Genomic DNA, 18,384 nt, shown 5'->3' with positions numbered 1-18,384 from the left:
ATGGAACAGATCATTCTATTCGGCCCGCTTCTGGGCGCCATCATCGCGGGCTTCGGCTGGCGCGTCATTGGGGACGCGGGCGCGCAGTGGGTGACCACGGGCCTGTTGTTCCTGTCGGCGCTCCTGAGCTGGATCGTGTTTTTCAGCTTCGACGGGACGACGCAGTACATCCACATCCTCGACTGGATCCAGTCGGGCGAACTGGACGTGGCGTGGTCGATCCGGCTGGACCGGCTGACGGCGATCATGCTGATCGTGATCACCACGGTGTCGGCGCTCGTGCACCTGTATTCGATGGGCTACATGGCCCATGACGAGAATTTCCGTGACGACGAGAGCTATCGCCCACGTTTTTTTGCCTATCTGAGCCTCTTTACCTTCGCCATGCTGATGCTGGTGACGGCGGACAACCTGGCGCAGATGTTCTTTGGCTGGGAGGGCGTGGGCCTGGCGTCTTACCTGCTGATCGGGTTCTATTTCCGCAAGCCAAGCGCCAACGCGGCGGCGATCAAGGCGTTCGTGGTGAACCGGGTGGGGGATTTCGGCTTTGCGCTGGGGATCTTTGCACTGTTCTTCCTGACAGGCTCGATCAATTTCGACGACGTGTTCGCGGCGGCGCCCGAGTTGGCGAATACGCAGCTGACGTTCCTCTGGACGGAGTGGAATGCGGCGAACCTGATCGCCTTCCTGCTGTTCGTCGGCGCGATGGGCAAATCGGCGCAGCTGTTCCTGCACACCTGGTTGCCGGACGCGATGGAAGGCCCGACGCCGGTGTCGGCGCTGATCCACGCGGCGACCATGGTGACGGCGGGGGTTTTCCTTGTCTGCCGGATGTCGCCGCTGATGGAGTTCGCGCCCGGCGCGCTGGCCTTCGTCACGGTGCTGGGCGGCATGACGGCGTTCTTTGCGGCCACGGTGGGGCTGGTGCAGAACGACATCAAGCGCGTCATCGCCTATTCGACCTGTTCGCAGCTGGGCTACATGTTCGTGGCCGCGGGTGTGGGGGCCTACAGCGTGGCAATGTTCCACCTGTTCACGCACGCGTTCTTCAAGGCGATGCTGTTCCTTGGCGCGGGCTCGGTCATCCACGGGATGCATCACGAGCAGGACATGCGGAACTATGGCGGGCTGCGCAAGAAGTTTCCCTATACGTTCTGGGCCATGCTGATCGGGACGCTGGCGATTACCGGCGTGGGCATCCCGCTGACCACGATCGGCTTTGCCGGCTTCCTGTCGAAGGACGCGATCATCGAGAGTGCCTATGCGGGCACCAGTGGTGGCTTTGCCTTCTGGGCGCTGGTCATCGCGGCGCTGTTCACCAGCTTCTACAGCTGGCGGCTGATGTTCCTGACCTTCTGGGGCGAGCCGCGCGGCGACAAGCACACGCATGAGCACGCGCATGAAAGCCCGATGGTGATGGTGGCGCCGCTGGGCGTGCTGGCGCTCGGGTCGATCTTTGCCGGCATGATCTGGTACAACAGCTTCTTCGGGCATACGGACACGGTGGCGAAGTTCTTTGGCGTGCCTTACGCGGAAGAGCAGCACCACGAAGAAGGCGCCGAGGAGCACGGTGAAGAGACCGCGGCGGCCGACGAGAGCCATGCCGAAGAGGGTGAGGCCCATGCCGAGACCGAAGAAGGCGGTTACGGCGAGGAGCATCACTATGTGTTCACCGGCGAGCCGGGCGAGGGCGCGATCTATGCCGCCGAGGGCAACACGATCCTGAACGACGCGCACGCGGTGCCGAAATGGGTCAAGGTCAGCCCCTTCGTGGCGATGATCGTCGGCTTCCTGACGGCGTTCTGGTTCTACATCCTGAACCCGTCGATCCCCGGACGGCTGGCCGAGAACCAGCGCCCGCTGTACCTGTTCCTGCTGAACAAGTGGTATTTCGACGAGATCTACGACTTTGTCTTCGTTCGGCCCGCCAAGCGGCTGGGCAGCCTGTTGTGGAAGAAGGGCGATGGCAACGTCATCGACGGGACCATCAACGGGGTCGCGATGGGAATCATCCCGTTCTTCACCCGCCTCGCCGGACGGGCCCAGTCGGGATACATCTTCACCTATGCCTTTGCCATGGTCATCGGGATCGCGGTGCTTGTCACATGGGTGAGCCTTAGCGGGGGAGCGAACTAATGGATAACCTGCTTTCCATCACCACCTTCATTCCCGCCATCGCGGCTTTCATCCTGGCGGTGTTCCTGCGCGGTGATGACGAGGCGGCGCAGCGCAATGCCAAGTGGGTGGCGCTGATCGCGACCGGGCTGACCTTTCTGGTCTCGCTGTTCATCCTGTTCGATTTCGACCCGAACAACACGGGCTTTCAGTTCGTGGAAGAGCGCGAGTGGCTTCTGGGGCTGCAATACAAGATGGGCGTGGACGGGATCAGCATCCTGTTTGTCATCCTGACGACCTTCATGATGCCGATCACCATTGCCGCGTCTTGGAACGTGACGCACCGGGTGAAGGAATACATGATCGCCTTCCTGCTGCTGGAAACGCTGATGTTGGGCGTGTTCATGGCGCTGGACCTGGTGCTGTTCTACCTGTTCTTCGAGGCAGGGCTGATCCCGATGTTCCTGATCATCGGGATCTGGGGCGGCAAGGAACGCATCTATGCGTCGTTCAAGTTCTTCCTCTACACGTTCCTTGGCTCGGTCCTGATGCTGGTGGCGATGGTCGCCATGTTCGCCGAGGCGGGCACGACGGATATCCCGACTCTGATGACGCACAGTTTCGGGTCGGAGACGTTCAGCCTGCTGGGCATCCAGATCGTGGGCGGCATGCAGACGCTGCTGTTCATCGCGTTTTTCGCAAGTTTCGCGGTGAAGATGCCGATGTGGCCGGTGCATACCTGGCTGCCGGATGCGCACGTGCAGGCGCCGACGGCGGGCTCGGTCGTGCTGGCGGCGATCCTGTTGAAGATGGGCGGCTATGGCTTCCTGCGATTCAGCCTGCCGATGTTCCCGGTGGGGTCCGAAGTGCTGACGCCGCTGGTCTTGTGGATGTCGGCCATCGCCATCGTCTATACCTCGCTGGTCGCCCTGGCGCAGGAAGACATGAAGAAGCTGATCGCCTATTCGTCCGTGGCGCACATGGGCTACGTCACCATGGGGATCTTCGCGGCGAACCAGCAGGGGATCGACGGGGCGATCTTCCAGATGCTGAGCCACGGCTTCATCTCGGGTGCGCTGTTCCTGTGCGTGGGCGTGATCTATGACCGGATGCACACGCGCGAGATCGACGCCTATGGCGGCCTGGTGAACCGGATGCCGGCCTATGCGCTGATCTTCATGCTGTTCACGATGGCCAATGTGGGTCTGCCGGGCACGTCGGGCTTCATCGGGGAATTCCTGACGCTGATGGGGATCTTCAAGGTCAACACCTGGGTGGCGCTGGTGGCCACGTCGGGCGTGATCCTGTCGGCGGCCTATGCGCTGTGGCTCTATCGCCGGGTGGTGCTGGGCGACCTGATCAAGGAAAGCCTGAAGTCGATCAAGGACATGACGCAGCGCGAAAAGGCGATCTTTGCCCCGCTGGTGGTGATGACCCTGCTGCTGGGCGTCTATCCCAGCCTTGTGACCGACATCATCGGCCCCTCGGTCGAGGCGCTGATTTCCAATTATGAAACGGCCCTGGTCGACGCGGACAGCGCGACCAAGCTGGCCGCTGCGACGGAGTAGTCCCATGCAGGCTGATCTGAATGTAATCCTGCCGGAGATCCTGATCTCGGTATACGCGATGGCGGCGCTTTTGGGCGTGGCCTATACCGGCAAGGATCGGTACGCGCCGCTGCTGGTGTGGATCACGGCGGCGGTCTTCGTGGTGATGGCGGCCTGGATCGGGTTCTCGGGCGATGGCACGCGCACGGCGTTCGGCGGCATGTTCAACGATGACGGGTTCGCGCGGTTCGCCAAGGTGGCGGTGCTGCTGTCGGCGGCGGCCGTGCTGCTGATGGGGCAGGACTACATGGCGCAGCGCGACATGCTGCGGTTCGAGTATCCGCTGCTGGTGGCGCTGGCGGCCGTGGGCATGATGATGATGGTCAGTGCCGGTGACCTGATGGCGCTTTACATGGGGCTGGAGTTGCAGTCGCTGGCGCTTTACGTCGTCGCCTCGCTGCGGCGCGACAGCGTGAAATCGACCGAAGCGGGCCTGAAATACTTCGTGCTGGGCGCGCTCAGCTCGGGCATCCTGCTGTACGGGGCCTCGCTGGTCTATGGCTATACCGGCACGACGCTGTTTTCCGGGATCATCGCATCGGCGGAAGGACAGGCGCCGCTCGGATTGCTGATCGGGCTGGTGTTCGTGCTGGCGGGGCTGGCCTTCAAGGTCTCGGCGGTTCCGTTCCACATGTGGACGCCGGACGTCTACGAGGGCGCGCCGACACCGATCACGGCGTTCTTTGCCACCGCGCCCAAGATGGCGGCGATGGCGCTTTTCGCCCGCGTGGCGCATGACGCGTTCGGCGGCGTGGTGGGCGACTGGCAGCAGGTGATCGCGGTGCTGTCGCTGTTGTCGATGTTCCTGGGCGGGATCGCCGCGATCGGGCAGACCGATATCAAGCGGCTGATGGCCTATTCGTCGATCGCGCATATGGGATACGCCCTGATGGGGCTGGCGGCGGGCACGGCGTTCGGCGTGCAGGCGATGCTGGTCTACATGGCGATCTACGTGACCATGAACGTCGGCACCTTCGCTTTTGTCCTTTCGATGGAACGCGACGGGCGGCCGGTGACGGATATCGCCAGCCTGAACCTTTATTCCCGGGCGCATCCGGGCCGGGCGCTGGCGGTGTTGATCCTGATGTTCAGCCTTGCGGGCGTGCCGCCTTTCCTGGGGTTCTTCGGCAAGCTTTACGTACTGCGGGCCGCTTACGATGGCGGGCTTGTCTGGCTGGCGGTGGCCGGGGTGATCGCGTCGGTGATCGGGGCGTTCTATTACCTGCGCATCGTCTTCTTCATGTATTTCGGCGAAGAGGGCGAGCCGCTGGAAGCGCGCAAATCGCCGGTGCTGTGGGGGTTCCTGATGGCGTCGGCGGCGATCATGGTCGTGGGGATGCTGAACATGTTCGGCGTCGAGGCCATGGCGCAGGCGGCGGCGGCGACGCTTGTCGACTGAACCGCATCGCAGTCTGGAAAAAGGTGACGCGCCCTTGGCGCGTCGCTTTGTTTTTCGGGCGCCTCCGGCGGGAGTATTTTTTGAACAATGAAAGAGCCGTGGCCAGAAGGATACGGGCGGCGGGTGCTGGACGAGGTGGACAGCACCAACGCCGAGGCGGCGCGAATTGCGCCCGGCCTGAGCGGTCCGGAATGGATAATGGCGCGGCACCAGACGGCGGCGCGGGGGCGGCGCGGGCGACCCTGGGCCAACCCGGCGGGCAACTTCGCGGCGACGCTGGTGATGCGGCCCACGGAAAGCCCGGACCAGGTGGCGCTGCGGTCTTTCGTGGCCTCGCTGGCGCTTTTTGATGCGTTCGTGGCAGTGACGGGACGGCCGACGGGCTTTTCGCTGAAATGGCCGAATGACGTGCTGTTGAACGGCGGCAAGCTGGCCGGGATACTCTTGGAAAGCGCGGGCGCGGGTGGCGGGCTAAGCCATTTCGCCATCGGAATCGGGGTGAACCTGCGCGACGCACCCGAGGCGGACGCGGTGGAGCCGGGGGCTGTGCGGCCCGTATCGCTCATGTCCGAGACCGGGGTGGAGGTTGCAGCGGAGGAGTTCCTTGACCTGCTTGCTCCGGCCTATGCCAAGCTGGAGACACAGTTCGCGACCTATGGATTTGCGCCCATTCGCGCGGCCTGGATGGACCGGGCGGCGCGCTTGGGCGAAGTAATAACCGCGAGGACGGGCCGCGAGGAATTTACCGGCACGTTCGAGACGGTGGACGCGGGCGGCAATCTTGTTCTAACAGATGCCAAATCGCGCCACGTCATCCCGGCGGCGGACGTGTTTTTCTGACGAAAGAGAGGGGCGGCCCCCATGCTTCTGGCGATCGACTGCGGCAACACCAACACGGTTTTCGCGATCTGGGACGGGTCGAAGTTTCTGTGCACCCTGCGCACCTCGACCCACCATGCGCGGACGGCGGATGCCTATTTCACGTGGTTCTCGACGCTTGTGAAGCATTACGAGATCGACCTCGATATCACCGATGTCATCATCTCGTCCACGGTGCCGCGCGTGGTGTTCAACCTGCGCGTCTTTGCGGACCGTTTCTTTGGCTGCCGGCCCATCGTGGTGGGCAAGCCGGAATGCGCGCTGCCGCGCCAGCCGCGGGTGGACGAGGGCACGCAGGTGGGGTCGGACCGGCTGGTGAATGCCGCCGGGGCCTACGACCTTTATGGCGGCAACCTGATCGTGGTGGATTTCGGCACAGCAACGACCTTTGACGTTGTGGCCGAGGATGGCGCCTATGTCGGGGGCGTGATTTCCCCCGGCGTCAACCTGAGCCTCGAGGCCTTGCACATGGCGGCGGCGGCCTTACCTCATATCGACGTGACGAAGCCCCAGAAGGTGATCGGCACCAACACGGTGGACTGTATGCAGTCGGGCGTGTTCTGGGGCTATGTCGGGCTGGTCAGCGGTGTGACAGAGCGCATCCGGGCCGAGTACGAGACGCCGATGAAGATCATCGGCACGGGTGGCCTTGCGCCGCTTTTCGCGCAGGGCGACCTGCTGTTCGACGAAATTCGAGAAGATTTGACGATGCATGGGCTGACCGTGATCCATGCCCATAACAAGGAAGGCTGATCGGGGATGAGCAGTGAGAGATTGACGTACCTTGCCCTTGGCGGGGCGGGGGAAATTGGCATGAACGCCTATGTCTACGGATACGGCGCGCCGGGCAAGGAAAGGTATATCCTTGTGGACCTCGGCGTGACGTTTCCGGACATGGATGGCACGCCGGGGGTGGACCTGATTTTCCCCGACATCGCGTGGCTGGAAGAGCGGCGCGACCAGTTGGAGGCGGTGTTCATCACCCACGCGCACGAAGACCACGTGGGTGCTGTGGCGCATTACTATGACCAGCTGGGAGCGCCGATTTACGCGCGGGCGTTCACCGCCAATATCGCGCGGCGGAAGATGGACGAGCATGGCCACCCGGAGAAGGCGGTGCAGACCGTGTCGCCTTGGCCCGAGACGACCCAAGCGGGACCGTTCACCGTGGGGTTCGCGCCGATCTCGCATTCGATCCCGGAAAGTTCCGGCCTGGTGATCGACACGCCGACGGGGCGGATCGTGCATTCGGGGGATTTCAAGATCGACATGGACCCGGTGGTGGGCGAGGCCTTTGACGAGGCGATGTGGGCCGAGATCGCCAAGCCGGGGGTGAAGGCGCTGGTCTGCGACTCGACCAACGTGTTCAACGCCCATGAGGGGCGCAGCGAAAGCACCGTGGGCCCCGAGATCGAGAAGCTTGTCGCAGGCGCAAAGGGCATGGTCGTGGCGACGACATTCGCCAGCAACGTGGCACGGGTGAAGACGCTGGCCCAGGCCGGGGAACGGGCCGGGCGGTCGATCTGTCTGCTGGGCCGGGCGATGCGGCGGATGATCGAAGCCTCGGTCGAGACCGGCGTGCTGACCGATTTCCCGCGCACGATCAGCCCCGAGGACACGCGGGACATTCCGCGCGAGAACGTGATGCTGATCGTCACCGGCAGCCAGGGGGAACGGCGCGCGGCCAGTGCGCAGTTGGCGCAGGGCAAGTATAACGGGATTACGCTGAAGCCCGGGGACACGTTCCTGTTCTCGTCCAAGACGATTCCGGGCAACGAGCGCGGTGTCATTCGCATCATCAACCAGTTCAGCGAACAGGGCGTGGACGTTGTGGATGACAGCAGCGGCCTTTACCACGTGTCGGGGCACGCCAACCGGCCCGACCTGAAGAAGCTGCACCAGATCGTCCAACCGCAATTCGTGATTCCGATGCATGGCGAGCACCGGCACCTGCGCGAGCATGTGAAGCTGGCGGGCGAAAGCAAGCTGCACGGGGTTCTGGCGCCGAACGGCACGATGATCGATCTGAGCGGCAACCGTGCAGAGGTGGCCGAGTATGTCGACACCGGGCGGACCTACCTTGACGGGTCGGTGAAGGTCGGAGCACTTGACGGTATCGTGCGCGACCGGATCCGCATGGCGCTGAACGGGCACGTGACGATCAACGTGATCCTGGACGAGAGTGACGAACCGCTGGGCGAGCCCTGGTGCGAGATCATGGGGCTGGCCGAGACCGGCAGCAGCCGCGCGCCGCTGGTGGACGTTCTGGAAGAGGACCTGAGCCAGTTCATGGGGCGTGCGAAGCCCAAGACGCTGAGCGACGATGACGCGCTGGAGGACGGACTGCGCAAGGTGGCGCGTCAGAGCGCGCAGGGCGAGATCGGCAAGAAGCCCGAGGTGACGGTGATTATCAGCCGGTTGTCATAACGCTTGGGGCGGGGGGGCGCGAGGGCTTTCGCCCACCCTACGGAATCGGTTTGACGCGTGCGGAAGGTGGGTTCTCACCCACCCTACGAGGCCGGTTCAGGACACCATCCGCTCGTCGAAGCTCTTGGCGATGAAGCTGGGCAGGTGGTCGCCCATGCCGACGGGGCCGGACTTGTCCTTGTTGTCCTGCTTCTTGCCGCTGCTGCCACTGCGGCCGCGCGAAGGTTTCTCGCCTTCGTCCTGCGACTTGGATTCGGATTTCGCGTCGGCTGTCGGCTCGGACTTGGCGTCCTCGGTTTTCTGTGGTGCGGTCTCCTGAGCCTCTTGCGACTCATCCGACTTGCGGCGGCTGCGCGAGCGGCGTGGCTTCTTCGGCGCGTCCTCGGTGGCTGCGTCGGCCTTGGGCTCGGGCGCGGCGTTACCCAGCGGGTTGTCGAGCTTGGGGATCTCTTTCTGGATCAGGTTCTCGACCGCGCTGAGAGCTTTCTCGTCGCGCGGGTTGCAGAGCGTGATCGCCTTGCCGTCGCGCCCGGCACGGCCGGTGCGGCCGATGCGGTGGACGTAATCCTCGGGGTGGCCGGGGACGTCGAAGTTGAACACATGGCTTACCGAGGGCACGTCAAGGCCGCGGGCGGCCACGTCGGAGGCCACGAGAATACGCAGATCGCCGGCGCGGAAGCCGTCGAGTGTGCGGGTGCGCTGGCTTTGGTCGAGGTCGCCGTGAATGGGCGCAGCGTCGTAGCCGTATTTCTTGAGCGACTTGGCTACGATATCCACATCCGTCTTGCGGTTGCAGAAGATGATCGCGTTGGTCAGCTTCTCGCCCTCGGCGTCGATCAGCGCGCGCAGCAGCTTGCGTTTCTCGCTGTCTGCCCGGTCGCGGCGCGAGGGTTTGAACATCGCCACGCCCTGTTCGATCGTCTCGGAGGCCGTCGCCTGACGGGCGACCTCGATGCGTTCGGGGCTGGATAGGAACGTGTTGGTGATGCGCTCGATCTCGGGCGCCATGGTGGCGGAGAAGAAAAGCGTCTGGCGGGTGAAGGGCGTCAGGCCGAAGATGCGCTCGATATCGGGGATGAAGCCCATGTCGAGCATCCGGTCGGCCTCGTCCACGACCATCACTTTCACGTCCGAAAGGATCAGCTTGCCGCGCTCGAAATGGTCGAGCAGGCGTCCGGGCGTGGCGATCAGAACGTCGACGCCCTTGTCGATGATCTGTTCCTGCTCCTTGAAGCTGACGCCGCCGATCAGCAGCGCCTTGGTCAGCTTGAGGTACTTGGAATAGGTGTCGAAATTCTCGGCCACCTGCGCGGCGAGTTCGCGGGTGGGGCAAAGCACCAGGCTGCGCGGCATGCGCGCGCGGGCACGGCCCCGGGCCAGAAGCGACAGCATGGGCAGGGTAAACCCGGCGGTCTTGCCGGTGCCGGTCTGGGCGATGCCCAAGACGTCGCGGCCTTCGAGCGCGGGAGGTATGGCGCCCGCCTGGATGGGGGTGGGGGTTTCGTAGCCGGCTTCTTCGACGGCTTTCAGAACCTTGGGGTTCAGGCTCAGGTCAGAAAATTTTGTCATGTATGTCCACAGGTTTGCGGACACGATTCTGGCCCGCCATCTCGAATTGGCCCGTAAGTGCAGGGCCTTGGTGCACTTCCCCTATCTGAAGGCCGGGCGTTGGTCAATGTGCGACGCCTCGGGACGGACAAAGTGTGTATGTCGTGTGAATTGTGTGCGTTGCGGCAACAATCAAGGGCGATCAGGTGAAATTCGGGAAATGCCGGGCGCGTTTGGCGTCCAGATCGAGGGAGACCGCGTGCAGATGGCCATGCGCGTCGAGCCGGGTGCGCAGGTCCGGCGTGGCCACACAGACCTCGGTGAAGAAGGCGCGCAGGGCGTCTTCGCCGCCCTCGGACTCGAGCATCGAGAACAGCTGGTGCATCGTCAGGGCCGTTTCCGAGTGCCGGGCGTTGGCTTTGAGGTCGGGCCGGTAGGAGCCTCGGGTGAGCCGGTAGCGGAACCGCGCCTGCCAGTCGTCCCAGGTGGGGGCATGAAGATGCACGAGGCGACAGTCGTGGAGGTCGAAGAGGTTGGAATCGCGTGTCTTTCCGACGAACGCGTTATGGATACGGACGCTGACATCGGGCTGCCCGGTGCGCACGAATATCTTCCCGGCGACGTGGCTGAGAAAGCCGCCATTCAGATGCTCGCCGTAGCAGGGGTAAAGCCTGGCGGTCTGTTCGCGGCGGATCCGCAGCATCGGATCGAAGCCCTTGCACCAGATTGTACCGGGCGGCGGCGGGTCGGCGGGATCGGGCTGCATTGCCTCGATCGGGCGCACGCGGGCAGACAGGATGCCGGGCGGGATCGCAGCCAGTTGGGCGGCAAGTGGCGACAGGGGCTGCAAGAATTCATCGACGTCGACATGCAGGAGCCAGTCGACCTGCGGATCGCGTGTATAGCAATGCGTGGCGTTGAGCGACTGGCGGTGCTGGTGCGCGTCCGGCCGCCCCTTGTCGCGGCGGCGGCGTTTCCAGTAATTGGCATCCGTCAGGATCACGCGGCATTTGGGGTGCCGCTTGAGCGCCGAGCGGGCCTGCGCCGTGTCCTCGTCCAGGTAGACAAACACCCGGTGGGCGCCCAGGTCGAGGTAGTGCGCGGCAAAATTCAGGATGTCCTGGGCGGGCGCCCTGATTGTGGCGACCACGCCCCATGTGGGGTCACTGCTCATGGCCTGAGCATGTGACAGGGGCGGTGTGCGCGCAAGAGGTCGGTACCTCTGGCAGGGATATTTGAGGCCAGGAGAAGGTCAGGGGTGCGTTTGCGTGGCCGAGTGGTGCGGTGAAGGGCGGTACCCGGCGGCCAGTGTGGCGACGGTCGAGGCAGGTGTGAGCACGGTCGCGGGTCTCGTGGTGCGGGGCAGGGCGGCGGTGTAGCCGCCGGGGGTGTAGCGCAGGAGGCGGTCGCCCCATACCAGATGCGGCGCGTCGTCGTGCAGGATGAAGGCGCCATCGGGCAGCGTTTCGAGGGCTGCCGTGTGGCGGACCCGCGCGCGCGTGCGCGTGACGCGATCGCGGTGCATCAGGCGGTCGATCTCGGCCAGCGTCGCGGTGCCGTTGGCGGCGTGGAAAAGCGAAACGAAGCGTTTAAACTCCGGGCGACGGCATTCGCCGCAGGGGCGGTGACCGGCGGCGAGCGCCGTGGGCTCGTCGAGGAAGAAAAGTTCGGTGTAGGCTCCGGGCTGCATCAGGGCACGGCGGCGGCCCTTGAAGCTCAGCTGACAGGTGACCCAGTGAGCGTGCCGCCAGCGCGCCTTGCCCAGTCGTTGATCGGCGTCGTGCAGGATGCCCCGGTTTCCCATGAGGGTGCCGCGTTCCGGCGTGGCCGCGATCTCGCCCGTGGGCAGGACTCGGTTCTGCAGGGTCACGGTTGCTTCCTGGCACGACGCTCTGCCCGTGCCGTCTTCATTCGCTGGACGCGGGAGAAGACGGTACGCGTGTCGGTGACGACAAACCGCAGCATCGCGCGGGCAAGAGGGGCGATGGTCGCGTCGGCCTCGGACAGCAGCCAGAGCCGGGCGAGCATGTTCTTGTCGAGGTCGCCAGACTTGAAGGAATAGCGGGTGACACCGAAAGGCATGCTGTGGTGCTTTTCACCGGGCCGAAGGCTGAAGAGCTTTCGCCCGGAGAGCCCGCTGTAGCTGCGTTCGCTCTCGTAGAGCTTGATCGTGTCGAAGAGCACCGAAAGCCCCATCCCGCAGGCGCGTTGGTCGCCGGTCCGGCCATGATCCGCAAAGGTGGTGGCGGAGGACACCATCCAGCGCACGGGCATGTCCTTGACCAGGCGTGCACCATGCTCGGACCACAGGCGGAAAAACAGGGTCAGGGCCTCATCCGGCGGATCACGCCGGCGCAGCACCGCGATGAGGATCGCGTTCAGCACATGCGCCTCGCTGTAGCCGGCCAGTTGAACGCTGAAATCCTCGTGCTTTTCGTGGATGTCGCGCGTTTTCCGGCGCGGTGGCACGGGGCCGGGGGAAACCGTCGCGAGGAAGAAGCGCGAGAGGTCCGCATCGATTGGCGGCAGCAGGTCTTGCCAATTGGTGAATTGGGTGCGCTTGCCCTCGAACCGCTTTACGAGAGAGGCAAATCCGCCGGGGTATACCTGGTCATCCATTGCGCCAGAATGATGCGAAGAGGCCCGTCACACCATCATTTCCTTGGTCGCCGACAGATTGACGTCCGGGTAGTCGCGTTCGATGCGGTCGATGTCCCATTGCAGGCGGGTGAGGTAGACCGTGTCGCCGTCGTTATCGAGCGCGATGTGCTGCTTGTTGGCGTTGACGAATTTCTCGACCGCCTCTTTCGGGCCGTGGACCCAGCGGGCGGAGGTGAACTGCGACGGCTCGAAGCGGACGGGCAGACCGTATTCCAGCTCGATCCTGCTGCCCAGAACCTCGAACTGCAATTGCCCCACGACGCCGACGATGAAGCCCGCGCCCATGGTCGGCTTGAACACCTTGGCGGCGCCTTCCTCGGCGAATTGCATGAGGGCCTTTTCAAGGTGCTTGGCCTTCATCGGATCGCCTGCGCGGCAGTTTTGCAGCAGTTCCGGCGCGAAGGACGGGATGCCGGTGACGCGCAGGGCCTCGCCCTCGGTCAGGGTGTCGCCGATGCGCAGCTGGCCGTGGTTGGGGATGCCGATGATGTCGCCGGCCCAAGCCTCTTCGGCCAGTTCGCGGTCGGAGGCGAGAAAGAGCACGGGCGCGGAAACCGTCATGGGTTTCTTGGAGCGCACATGGGTGAGCTTCATGCCGCGCTTGAAATGACCCGAGGCCATGCGCACGAAGGCGACGCGGTCGCGGTGCTTGGGGTCCATATTGGCCTGCACCTTGAAGACGAAGCCGGAAACCTTTGATTCCTCTGGTGAAATCTGGCGCGGTTCGGCCGATTGGGGTTGCGGCTCGGGGCCGTAAGTGCCGATGCCGTCCATCAATTCCTTGACGCCGAAGGAGTTGATGGCGGAGCCGAACCAGATCGGGGTCATATGGCCTTCGAGTACCGATTGCGGGTTGAGATCCGGCAGCAATTCGCGGGCCATTTCAACGTCTTCGCGCAGTTTCTCGACCAGATGCGCGGGGACGTGGTCCTCCAGCTTGGGGTCGTCCAGGCCGTCGATCTTGATGCTTTCCGCCACCTTGTTGCGGTCGGCGCGGTCCATCAGTTCCAGCCGGTTGCGCAGCATGTCGTAGCAGCCGATGAAATCGCGGCCGACGCCGATGGGCCAAGAGGCCGGGGTCACGTCGATCGCCAGCATCTCCTGTATTTCGTCAATGATCTCAAAGGTATCGCGGCTTTCGCGGTCCATCTTGTTGCAGAAGGTCAGGATCGGCAGGTCGCGCAGTCGGCAGACCTCGAACAGCTTCTGCGTCTGGCTTTCCACGCCCTTGGCACCGTCGATCACCATGACGGCGGCGTCGACCGCGGTGAGGGTGCGATAGGTATCCTCGGAGAAGTCCGAGTGGCCGGGCGTGTCAACAAGGTTGAAGCGGAAGTCGTTGAAATCGAACGACATTGCGGAGGCCGAGACGGAAATTCCCCGGTCTTTCTCCATCTGCATGTAGTCCGAGCGGGTACGCCGTGCCTCGCCCTTGGCGCGGACCTGACCGGCCATCTGGATGGCGCCGCCGTAAAGCAGGAACTTCTCGGTCAGGGTGGTCTTGCCGGCATCGGGGTGGCTGATGATGGCAAAGGTGCGCCGCCGCGCGATTTCGGGCGGCAGATCGGGGCGATTTGGGACGGTATCCAACATGAGCGACGCTATAGAGGCGGCGCGGGGCGGGTGCAAGATTCGGGCGTCGGTATCGCGTCGGTATTCGAGTGGCATCGCGTCGGTGTCATCTTGGTGTGCCAGGGTGATGCTGTCAGGATGTGGCCAGAGACCGCCTGCGGCATCGAAACGCCAGTGGACCGGAACGCTGCGGCGTGGCAGCATTGGAACATTACGTGAACGTCAGAAATGGGAGTTTCGACAGATGGGCATGATGGAGATTGCAAATGAACTGGTCGCCGGGTGCCGCGAGGGCCGGGCGAAGGAAAACCTGGGCCGGCTTTACGCCGCCGACGCGGTGTCGGTTGAGGCCGTCGACATGGGGCAGGGCCGAGAGACGCACGGGCTGGACGGGATCCGGGCAAAACACGAGTGGTGGGAAGGCGCGATGGAGATGCTGGAGGCCGAGGTCGCCGGACCGATGTGGCACGGCGACGACCGGTTCGCGGTGATCTTCCGCTCGAAGGTCAAGGAGACGGAGACCGGCAAGGTGTCGGACATGGAGGAGGTCGGCATTTACACCGTGGCGGATGGCAAGATCGTGCGCGAGGAGTTCTTTTACACCTACTCGGAGGTGTGAGGCGGATCAGCGCGTCGAGGCGTCCTTGAGTAGCCGGGCCATGTCGGGCTGGATGTCGGCCTCGTTCACCTCGAATTCCAGGTGGGCGCGGTTGCCGTGCCCGCCCAGGGGCAGGGCGCGGGCGAGTTCGTCGTTGAGATCCTGCGGCAGGACGGCGCGGGTGCGCGGGTCGACCAGCAGGGTCTCGGCGGCGATGCCTTCGGCATAGATGATCTGGTGGGTGTCGAAGAGCAGCTGGTAGTATTCGACGAAGCCGCCATCCTCTTGCACCACGGTGTCGCCGTTCACCAGGTGGCGGGCGCGGATCAGCACCTCGGACCGGCCGGCGCCGAGCGCGTCGGAGCGTTGATAGACGAACAATCGGTGATCGGGGCTGACCAGCAGGTCGCCGGTGTTGTTCATGGCGCCCGCGCGGATGCGGATGGGGGAGAACTCGCCCACGGCGCGCACGGTGGACTGACCGATCCAGCGCACTGGCTGGGGGCCGTCGTCGCGGGTGAGGACGCGGTCGCCGATCTTGAGATCCTCGATCGCGGTCTGGGCGCCGGAGGCCATGGTGATATGCGTGCCCTTGGAAAACGAAACGCAGGCCACTTCCGCGAATTTCTGGCGGGCGTTGACGGTGTCGATGCCCACGAGGCTGTAGCCGGTGCGCGGTTTCAGCTGGGCCAGCGGGTGAGCATAGACCTGGGCCACGTCGCCGGCGGCGTCGACCTCGACCAGGATCAGGATCTCGGAGGTCTGGCCGTTGGCGGACATCATTGTCAGGCAGCTGTCGAGATGGACGGTGGCGCCGGGTGTGCCAAGGCGGGAGCCGTCCATGACGGTGAGCGCATTGCCGTCGCCGGGGGCCAGCGACATGCGGTGCAGGCGGGCGCCGACGCGCAGGTCATAGGTGTCGTCGAGGTCGAGTTCGTGCGCGAAGGAAATGGAATCGCCCAGGTTGGCCCCGTTGATGACCGTGAAATCCGCCGCCCGAAGGACGGGGATGGCGTAGGCCGGACGCTCTGGGCCCTTGGTCATGGTGTTCCTTTGTCCTGTTGCGGTCCGTTGGCGGACCTGCGCTGCCCTGCTTGGGTGGCGTAGCGTAGGATTATGGCGTCATGTGGTCAACATGGCGACGCGAACAGGGGATTTGCTGGTCCTTTGGCGGGAGGCAGTGCTAACTGGGGTCGAAAATATCGGGAGTTTGTATCATGGACCTTGGAATAAAAGGTAAACGCGCGTTGGTCTGCGCGTCGTCGAAAGGGTTGGGGCTGGGCTGTGCCCGGGCGCTGGCCGAGGCGGGCGTGGACCTGGTGATGAACGCCCGCGGGGAAGAGGCGCTGGAGGTGTCGGCGCAGGCCATTCGCGACGAGTTCGGCGTAAAGGTGACCACCGTGGCCTGTGACGTGACCACGCCGGAAGGGCAGAAGAAGGTGATAAGCGCCGCGGAAGGCGTTGATATCCTTGTGACAAACGCAGGTGGCCCGCCACCGGGAAAGTGGACGGATTGGGACCGGGAGGATTTCATCAAGGCGCTGGATGCCAACATGCTGACGCCCATCGCGTTCATCAAGGCGTTGGTGCCGGGGATGATGGAGCGCGGCTGGGGCCGGGTCGTGAACATCACCTCGCAAAGCGTGAAGGCGCCGATCCCGGTGCTGGGGCTGAGCAATTCGGCGCGTGCGGGGCTGACCGGGTACGTTGCGGGCACGGCGCGGCAGGTTGCGGGAAAAGGTGTGAATATCAATAACCTGCAGCCTGGCATTCATGCAACGGACCGGGCTGATTCGCTGGACAAGGGCGTGAGCGAGGCGCAGTTGATCAGCATCGACGAAGCCCGTGCGCAGCGGGCGGCGACGATCCCGGCCGGGCGCTATGGCACGGCCGAGGAATTCGGCGCAACCTGCGCGTTCCTGTGCAGCCAGCACGCTGGGTTCATCGTGGGGCAGAACATCCTGCTGGATGGCGGTGCGATCAACGCCACGATGTAATAGCCGCGCACACGGGCGATCACGTTCGCGTCGGGATGCGCGAAGAGTCTGGCGCGGGTGCAGGGGCGCTGCTATCGGTTCGAGACTTGGACCGAAGAGGAGCGGCGCCCATGCAAACCACTGCCATCATTGCCATTTTCGGGCTCGTTCTGGTGGCGAGCCTATTGGTAACCCCGCGCCGCGCGACGGTCGAAGGGTTCTTCGGGGGCGCAAGCGTGGCCGGGCGGGCGCCGACGCTGTGGGTGCTGGTGCTGAGCCAGGTGACGACGTGGATCTTTGCCCGGTCGCTGATGAACTCGGCCATTTTGGGGTATTTCTACGGGATCTGGGGCGTGCTGGCCTATGCGGCCTACTATGGCTCGTTCCTGACCGGCGGCTTCGTCGTGGCGCGCCTGCGGCGCGAGGGGGCCGGCTCGGTGCAGGACTGGTTGCGCGGGCGGTTCGGCGGCACGGGCACGACGCTTTACAACATCGTCATCGCACTGCGGCTGTTGTCGGAGGTGTTCGCAAACTTGCTGGTCGTCGGCCTGATCTTTGCCGCGGCCCTGCCGGAGGTCGGCATGGCGCGCGAGGCGTCGATCCTGCTGGTGGCGGGGCTGGGCCTGGCCTACAGCGCCTGGGGCGGGTTGAGCGCGGCGCTGCGCACGGACGTGGTGCAGATGCTTGTTTTCATAGTGGTTTTCGGCGTGGCCTTCGTGGCGTTGGTAGCTGCACCGGGGTTCGATATCGGCGCGGTGCTGACGTCCGAGGGCGCGAGCGGGGCGTGGAATGGGCAGGTGTTGCTGCTGGTCGCGTTCCTGCAGGTGTTTTCCTACCCGGTGCATGACCCGGTGATGATGGATCGCGGATTCCTTGCCGATGAGAAAACGACTCGCGCGTCGTTCCTGCACGCCTTCTGGATCTCGTTTCTCTGCATCGTGGGCTTCGGTTTTTTCGGGATCGAGGCGGCGCTGCGGGGCGCGGAATACGAAGGTGAACTGCTGGGGACTTGGGCGCGGATGTTCCCGGTCTGGGTCTATGTGGCGCTGCTGGTGTCGCTGCTGGTCAGTGCGCTGTCGACGCTCGATTCCGCGCTGGCCAGTGCGGCGCGGTTGATGGTGTACGAGCTGGGGCTTGCGCCGCGCACGCTGGCCGGCGGGCGCATGGCGATGGTGGGCTTCATGCTGGCAGGGGCCGCGCTGACGCTGTGGGACAATCAGAGCCTCTTTGACGCGGTGGCGGTCAGCGGCACCGCGAGCCTGTTCCTGACGCCCGTTCTGCTGGCGGGACTGGTGATGGGGCGGCGGGTGCCTGTCTGGGCCTTCTCGGTCAGTTTCGCGGCGGCGATGGCAGGAGCGATGACCTATTTCGCAAGGGGCGCGGTGTTCGCGCCGACGCCGCTGGCGGAGTGGCACAAGTACGAACAGTTGCTGGCGATCTGCGTGGTCGTGCTGTTGGTCGGATGTGCCACGGTCTTCGCTTCGGCGCGGCGGGCGGGCTAGGCGTCAATTTTTGCGCAAAAATTGAGCCAGAAGATTCGAATTTTCTGGCTCTGCTGTGGAAAAACCCGGACTCTGCGGCGGATTGGTTCTTCCAACCGGC

At 64.3% G+C, this 18,384-nt stretch carries 15 protein-coding genes; 9 read left to right on the top strand and 6 right to left on the bottom strand.

Going from position 1 to position 18,384, the window contains the following annotated elements:
- From nuoL to PVV74_RS01920, 6 genes are all read left to right on the top strand, one after another.
- Positions 1–2,136 carry an NADH-quinone oxidoreductase subunit L gene (gene nuoL / locus PVV74_RS01945; RefSeq protein WP_274592042.1) on the top strand — a complete coding sequence of 712 codons (2,136 nt, stop codon included), beginning with the start codon at positions 1–3 and terminating at the stop codon, positions 2,134–2,136.
- Positions 2,136–3,683: an NADH-quinone oxidoreductase subunit M gene (locus PVV74_RS01940; RefSeq protein WP_103761510.1), complete on the top strand. Its 1,548-nt coding sequence runs from the start codon at positions 2,136–2,138 to the stop codon at positions 3,681–3,683. Before nuoL ends, PVV74_RS01940 begins: the two co-directional genes overlap by 1 nt.
- A 4-nt stretch (positions 3,684–3,687) precedes the next feature.
- On the top strand, positions 3,688–5,121 hold the full coding sequence (nuoN, locus tag PVV74_RS01935; RefSeq protein ID WP_103761509.1) for an NADH-quinone oxidoreductase subunit NuoN: 1,434 nt from the start codon (positions 3,688–3,690) through the stop codon (positions 5,119–5,121).
- Between the two features lie 87 nt (positions 5,122–5,208).
- Positions 5,209–5,961, top strand: coding sequence for a biotin--[acetyl-CoA-carboxylase] ligase (locus tag PVV74_RS01930; RefSeq protein ID WP_103761508.1), 753 nt, complete (start codon positions 5,209–5,211; stop codon positions 5,959–5,961).
- 21 nt (positions 5,962–5,982) lie between these two features.
- On the top strand, positions 5,983–6,753 hold the full coding sequence (locus tag PVV74_RS01925; protein ID WP_274592041.1) for a type III pantothenate kinase: 771 nt from the start codon (positions 5,983–5,985) through the stop codon (positions 6,751–6,753).
- Between the two features lie 6 nt (positions 6,754–6,759).
- Positions 6,760–8,427, top strand: a complete 1,668-nt coding sequence (locus PVV74_RS01920) for a ribonuclease J (protein WP_274592040.1) — start codon at positions 6,760–6,762, stop codon at positions 8,425–8,427.
- Between the two features lie 96 nt (positions 8,428–8,523).
- Here the strand turns inward: PVV74_RS01920 and PVV74_RS01915 are convergent, their stop codons facing one another.
- The 5 genes from PVV74_RS01915 to PVV74_RS01895 form a co-directional block, all read right to left on the bottom strand.
- Positions 8,524–9,996, bottom strand: coding sequence for a DEAD/DEAH box helicase (locus PVV74_RS01915; RefSeq protein ID WP_274592039.1), 1,473 nt, complete (start codon positions 9,994–9,996; stop codon positions 8,524–8,526).
- A 181-nt stretch (positions 9,997–10,177) separates the two neighbouring features.
- Positions 10,178–11,149 (bottom strand): glycosyltransferase family 2 protein, encoded by a 972-nt coding sequence (locus PVV74_RS01910; protein ID WP_274592038.1) that lies wholly within the window; start codon positions 11,147–11,149, stop codon positions 10,178–10,180.
- A gap of 78 nt (positions 11,150–11,227) precedes the next feature.
- Positions 11,228–11,845, bottom strand: coding sequence for a hypothetical protein (locus tag PVV74_RS01905; protein WP_274592037.1), 618 nt, complete (start codon positions 11,843–11,845; stop codon positions 11,228–11,230).
- Positions 11,842–12,594 (bottom strand): hypothetical protein, encoded by a 753-nt coding sequence (locus tag PVV74_RS01900; RefSeq protein WP_274592036.1) that lies wholly within the window; start codon positions 12,592–12,594, stop codon positions 11,842–11,844. Before PVV74_RS01900 ends, PVV74_RS01905 begins: the two co-directional genes overlap by 4 nt.
- A gap of 27 nt (positions 12,595–12,621) precedes the next feature.
- Entirely contained in the window at positions 12,622–14,229 is a 1,608-nt protein-coding gene (locus PVV74_RS01895) for a peptide chain release factor 3 (RefSeq protein ID WP_274592035.1), read from the bottom strand.
- Positions 14,230–14,452: 223 nt separating this feature from the next.
- Here PVV74_RS01895 and PVV74_RS01890 point away from each other — a divergent pair, with 223 nt between their 5' ends.
- On the top strand, positions 14,453–14,827 hold the full coding sequence (locus PVV74_RS01890) for a nuclear transport factor 2 family protein (protein ID WP_103761501.1): 375 nt from the start codon (positions 14,453–14,455) through the stop codon (positions 14,825–14,827).
- Between the two features lie 6 nt (positions 14,828–14,833).
- Here PVV74_RS01890 and PVV74_RS01885 read toward each other — a convergent pair whose 3' ends face one another.
- Positions 14,834–15,850 (bottom strand): Hint domain-containing protein, encoded by a 1,017-nt coding sequence (locus PVV74_RS01885; RefSeq protein ID WP_274592034.1) that lies wholly within the window; start codon positions 15,848–15,850, stop codon positions 14,834–14,836.
- Between the two features lie 173 nt (positions 15,851–16,023).
- Between PVV74_RS01885 and PVV74_RS01880 the strand changes: the two genes are divergently transcribed.
- Both PVV74_RS01880 and PVV74_RS01875 read left to right on the top strand, forming a co-directional pair.
- The gene (locus tag PVV74_RS01880) at positions 16,024–16,803 is read left to right on the top strand and encodes an SDR family oxidoreductase (protein ID WP_274592033.1); all 780 of its coding nucleotides are present in this window, start codon (positions 16,024–16,026) and stop codon (positions 16,801–16,803) included.
- 110 nt (positions 16,804–16,913) lie between these two features.
- Positions 16,914–18,284 carry a sodium:solute symporter family transporter gene (locus tag PVV74_RS01875; RefSeq protein ID WP_274592032.1) on the top strand — a complete coding sequence of 457 codons (1,371 nt, stop codon included), beginning with the start codon at positions 16,914–16,916 and terminating at the stop codon, positions 18,282–18,284.
- The last annotated feature ends 100 nt before the right edge of the window (positions 18,285–18,384 follow it).

The organism is Roseovarius sp. SK2 (assembly GCF_028807495.1).
GTDB classification, from domain to species: domain Bacteria; phylum Pseudomonadota; class Alphaproteobacteria; order Rhodobacterales; family Rhodobacteraceae; genus Roseovarius; species Roseovarius confluentis.
This window is presented reverse-complemented; position numbering and strand designations above follow the sequence as displayed.

Bases quoted from the DNA above. Each gene is read 5' to 3' on its own strand.
- nuoL (WP_274592042.1), top strand. From the start codon at position 1: ATGGAACAGATCATTCTATTCGGCCCGCTTCTGGGCGCCATCATCGCG.
- PVV74_RS01940 (WP_103761510.1), top strand. From the start codon at position 2,136: ATGGATAACCTGCTTTCCATCACCACCTTCATTCCCGCCATCGCGGCT.
- nuoN (WP_103761509.1), top strand. From the start codon at position 3,688: ATGCAGGCTGATCTGAATGTAATCCTGCCGGAGATCCTGATCTCGGTA.
- PVV74_RS01930 (WP_103761508.1), top strand. From the start codon at position 5,209: ATGAAAGAGCCGTGGCCAGAAGGATACGGGCGGCGGGTGCTGGACGAG.
- PVV74_RS01925 (WP_274592041.1), top strand. From the start codon at position 5,983: ATGCTTCTGGCGATCGACTGCGGCAACACCAACACGGTTTTCGCGATC.
- PVV74_RS01920 (WP_274592040.1), top strand. From the start codon at position 6,760: ATGAGCAGTGAGAGATTGACGTACCTTGCCCTTGGCGGGGCGGGGGAA.
- PVV74_RS01915 (WP_274592039.1), bottom strand. From the start codon at position 9,996: ATGACAAAATTTTCTGACCTGAGCCTGAACCCCAAGGTTCTGAAAGCC.
- PVV74_RS01910 (WP_274592038.1), bottom strand. From the start codon at position 11,149: ATGAGCAGTGACCCCACATGGGGCGTGGTCGCCACAATCAGGGCGCCC.
- PVV74_RS01900 (WP_274592036.1), bottom strand. From the start codon at position 12,594: ATGGATGACCAGGTATACCCCGGCGGATTTGCCTCTCTCGTAAAGCGG.
- PVV74_RS01895 (WP_274592035.1), bottom strand. From the start codon at position 14,229: ATGTTGGATACCGTCCCAAATCGCCCCGATCTGCCGCCCGAAATCGCG.
- PVV74_RS01890 (WP_103761501.1), top strand. From the start codon at position 14,453: ATGGGCATGATGGAGATTGCAAATGAACTGGTCGCCGGGTGCCGCGAG.
- PVV74_RS01885 (WP_274592034.1), bottom strand. From the start codon at position 15,850: ATGACCAAGGGCCCAGAGCGTCCGGCCTACGCCATCCCCGTCCTTCGG.
- PVV74_RS01880 (WP_274592033.1), top strand. From the start codon at position 16,024: ATGGACCTTGGAATAAAAGGTAAACGCGCGTTGGTCTGCGCGTCGTCG.
- PVV74_RS01875 (WP_274592032.1), top strand. From the start codon at position 16,914: ATGCAAACCACTGCCATCATTGCCATTTTCGGGCTCGTTCTGGTGGCG.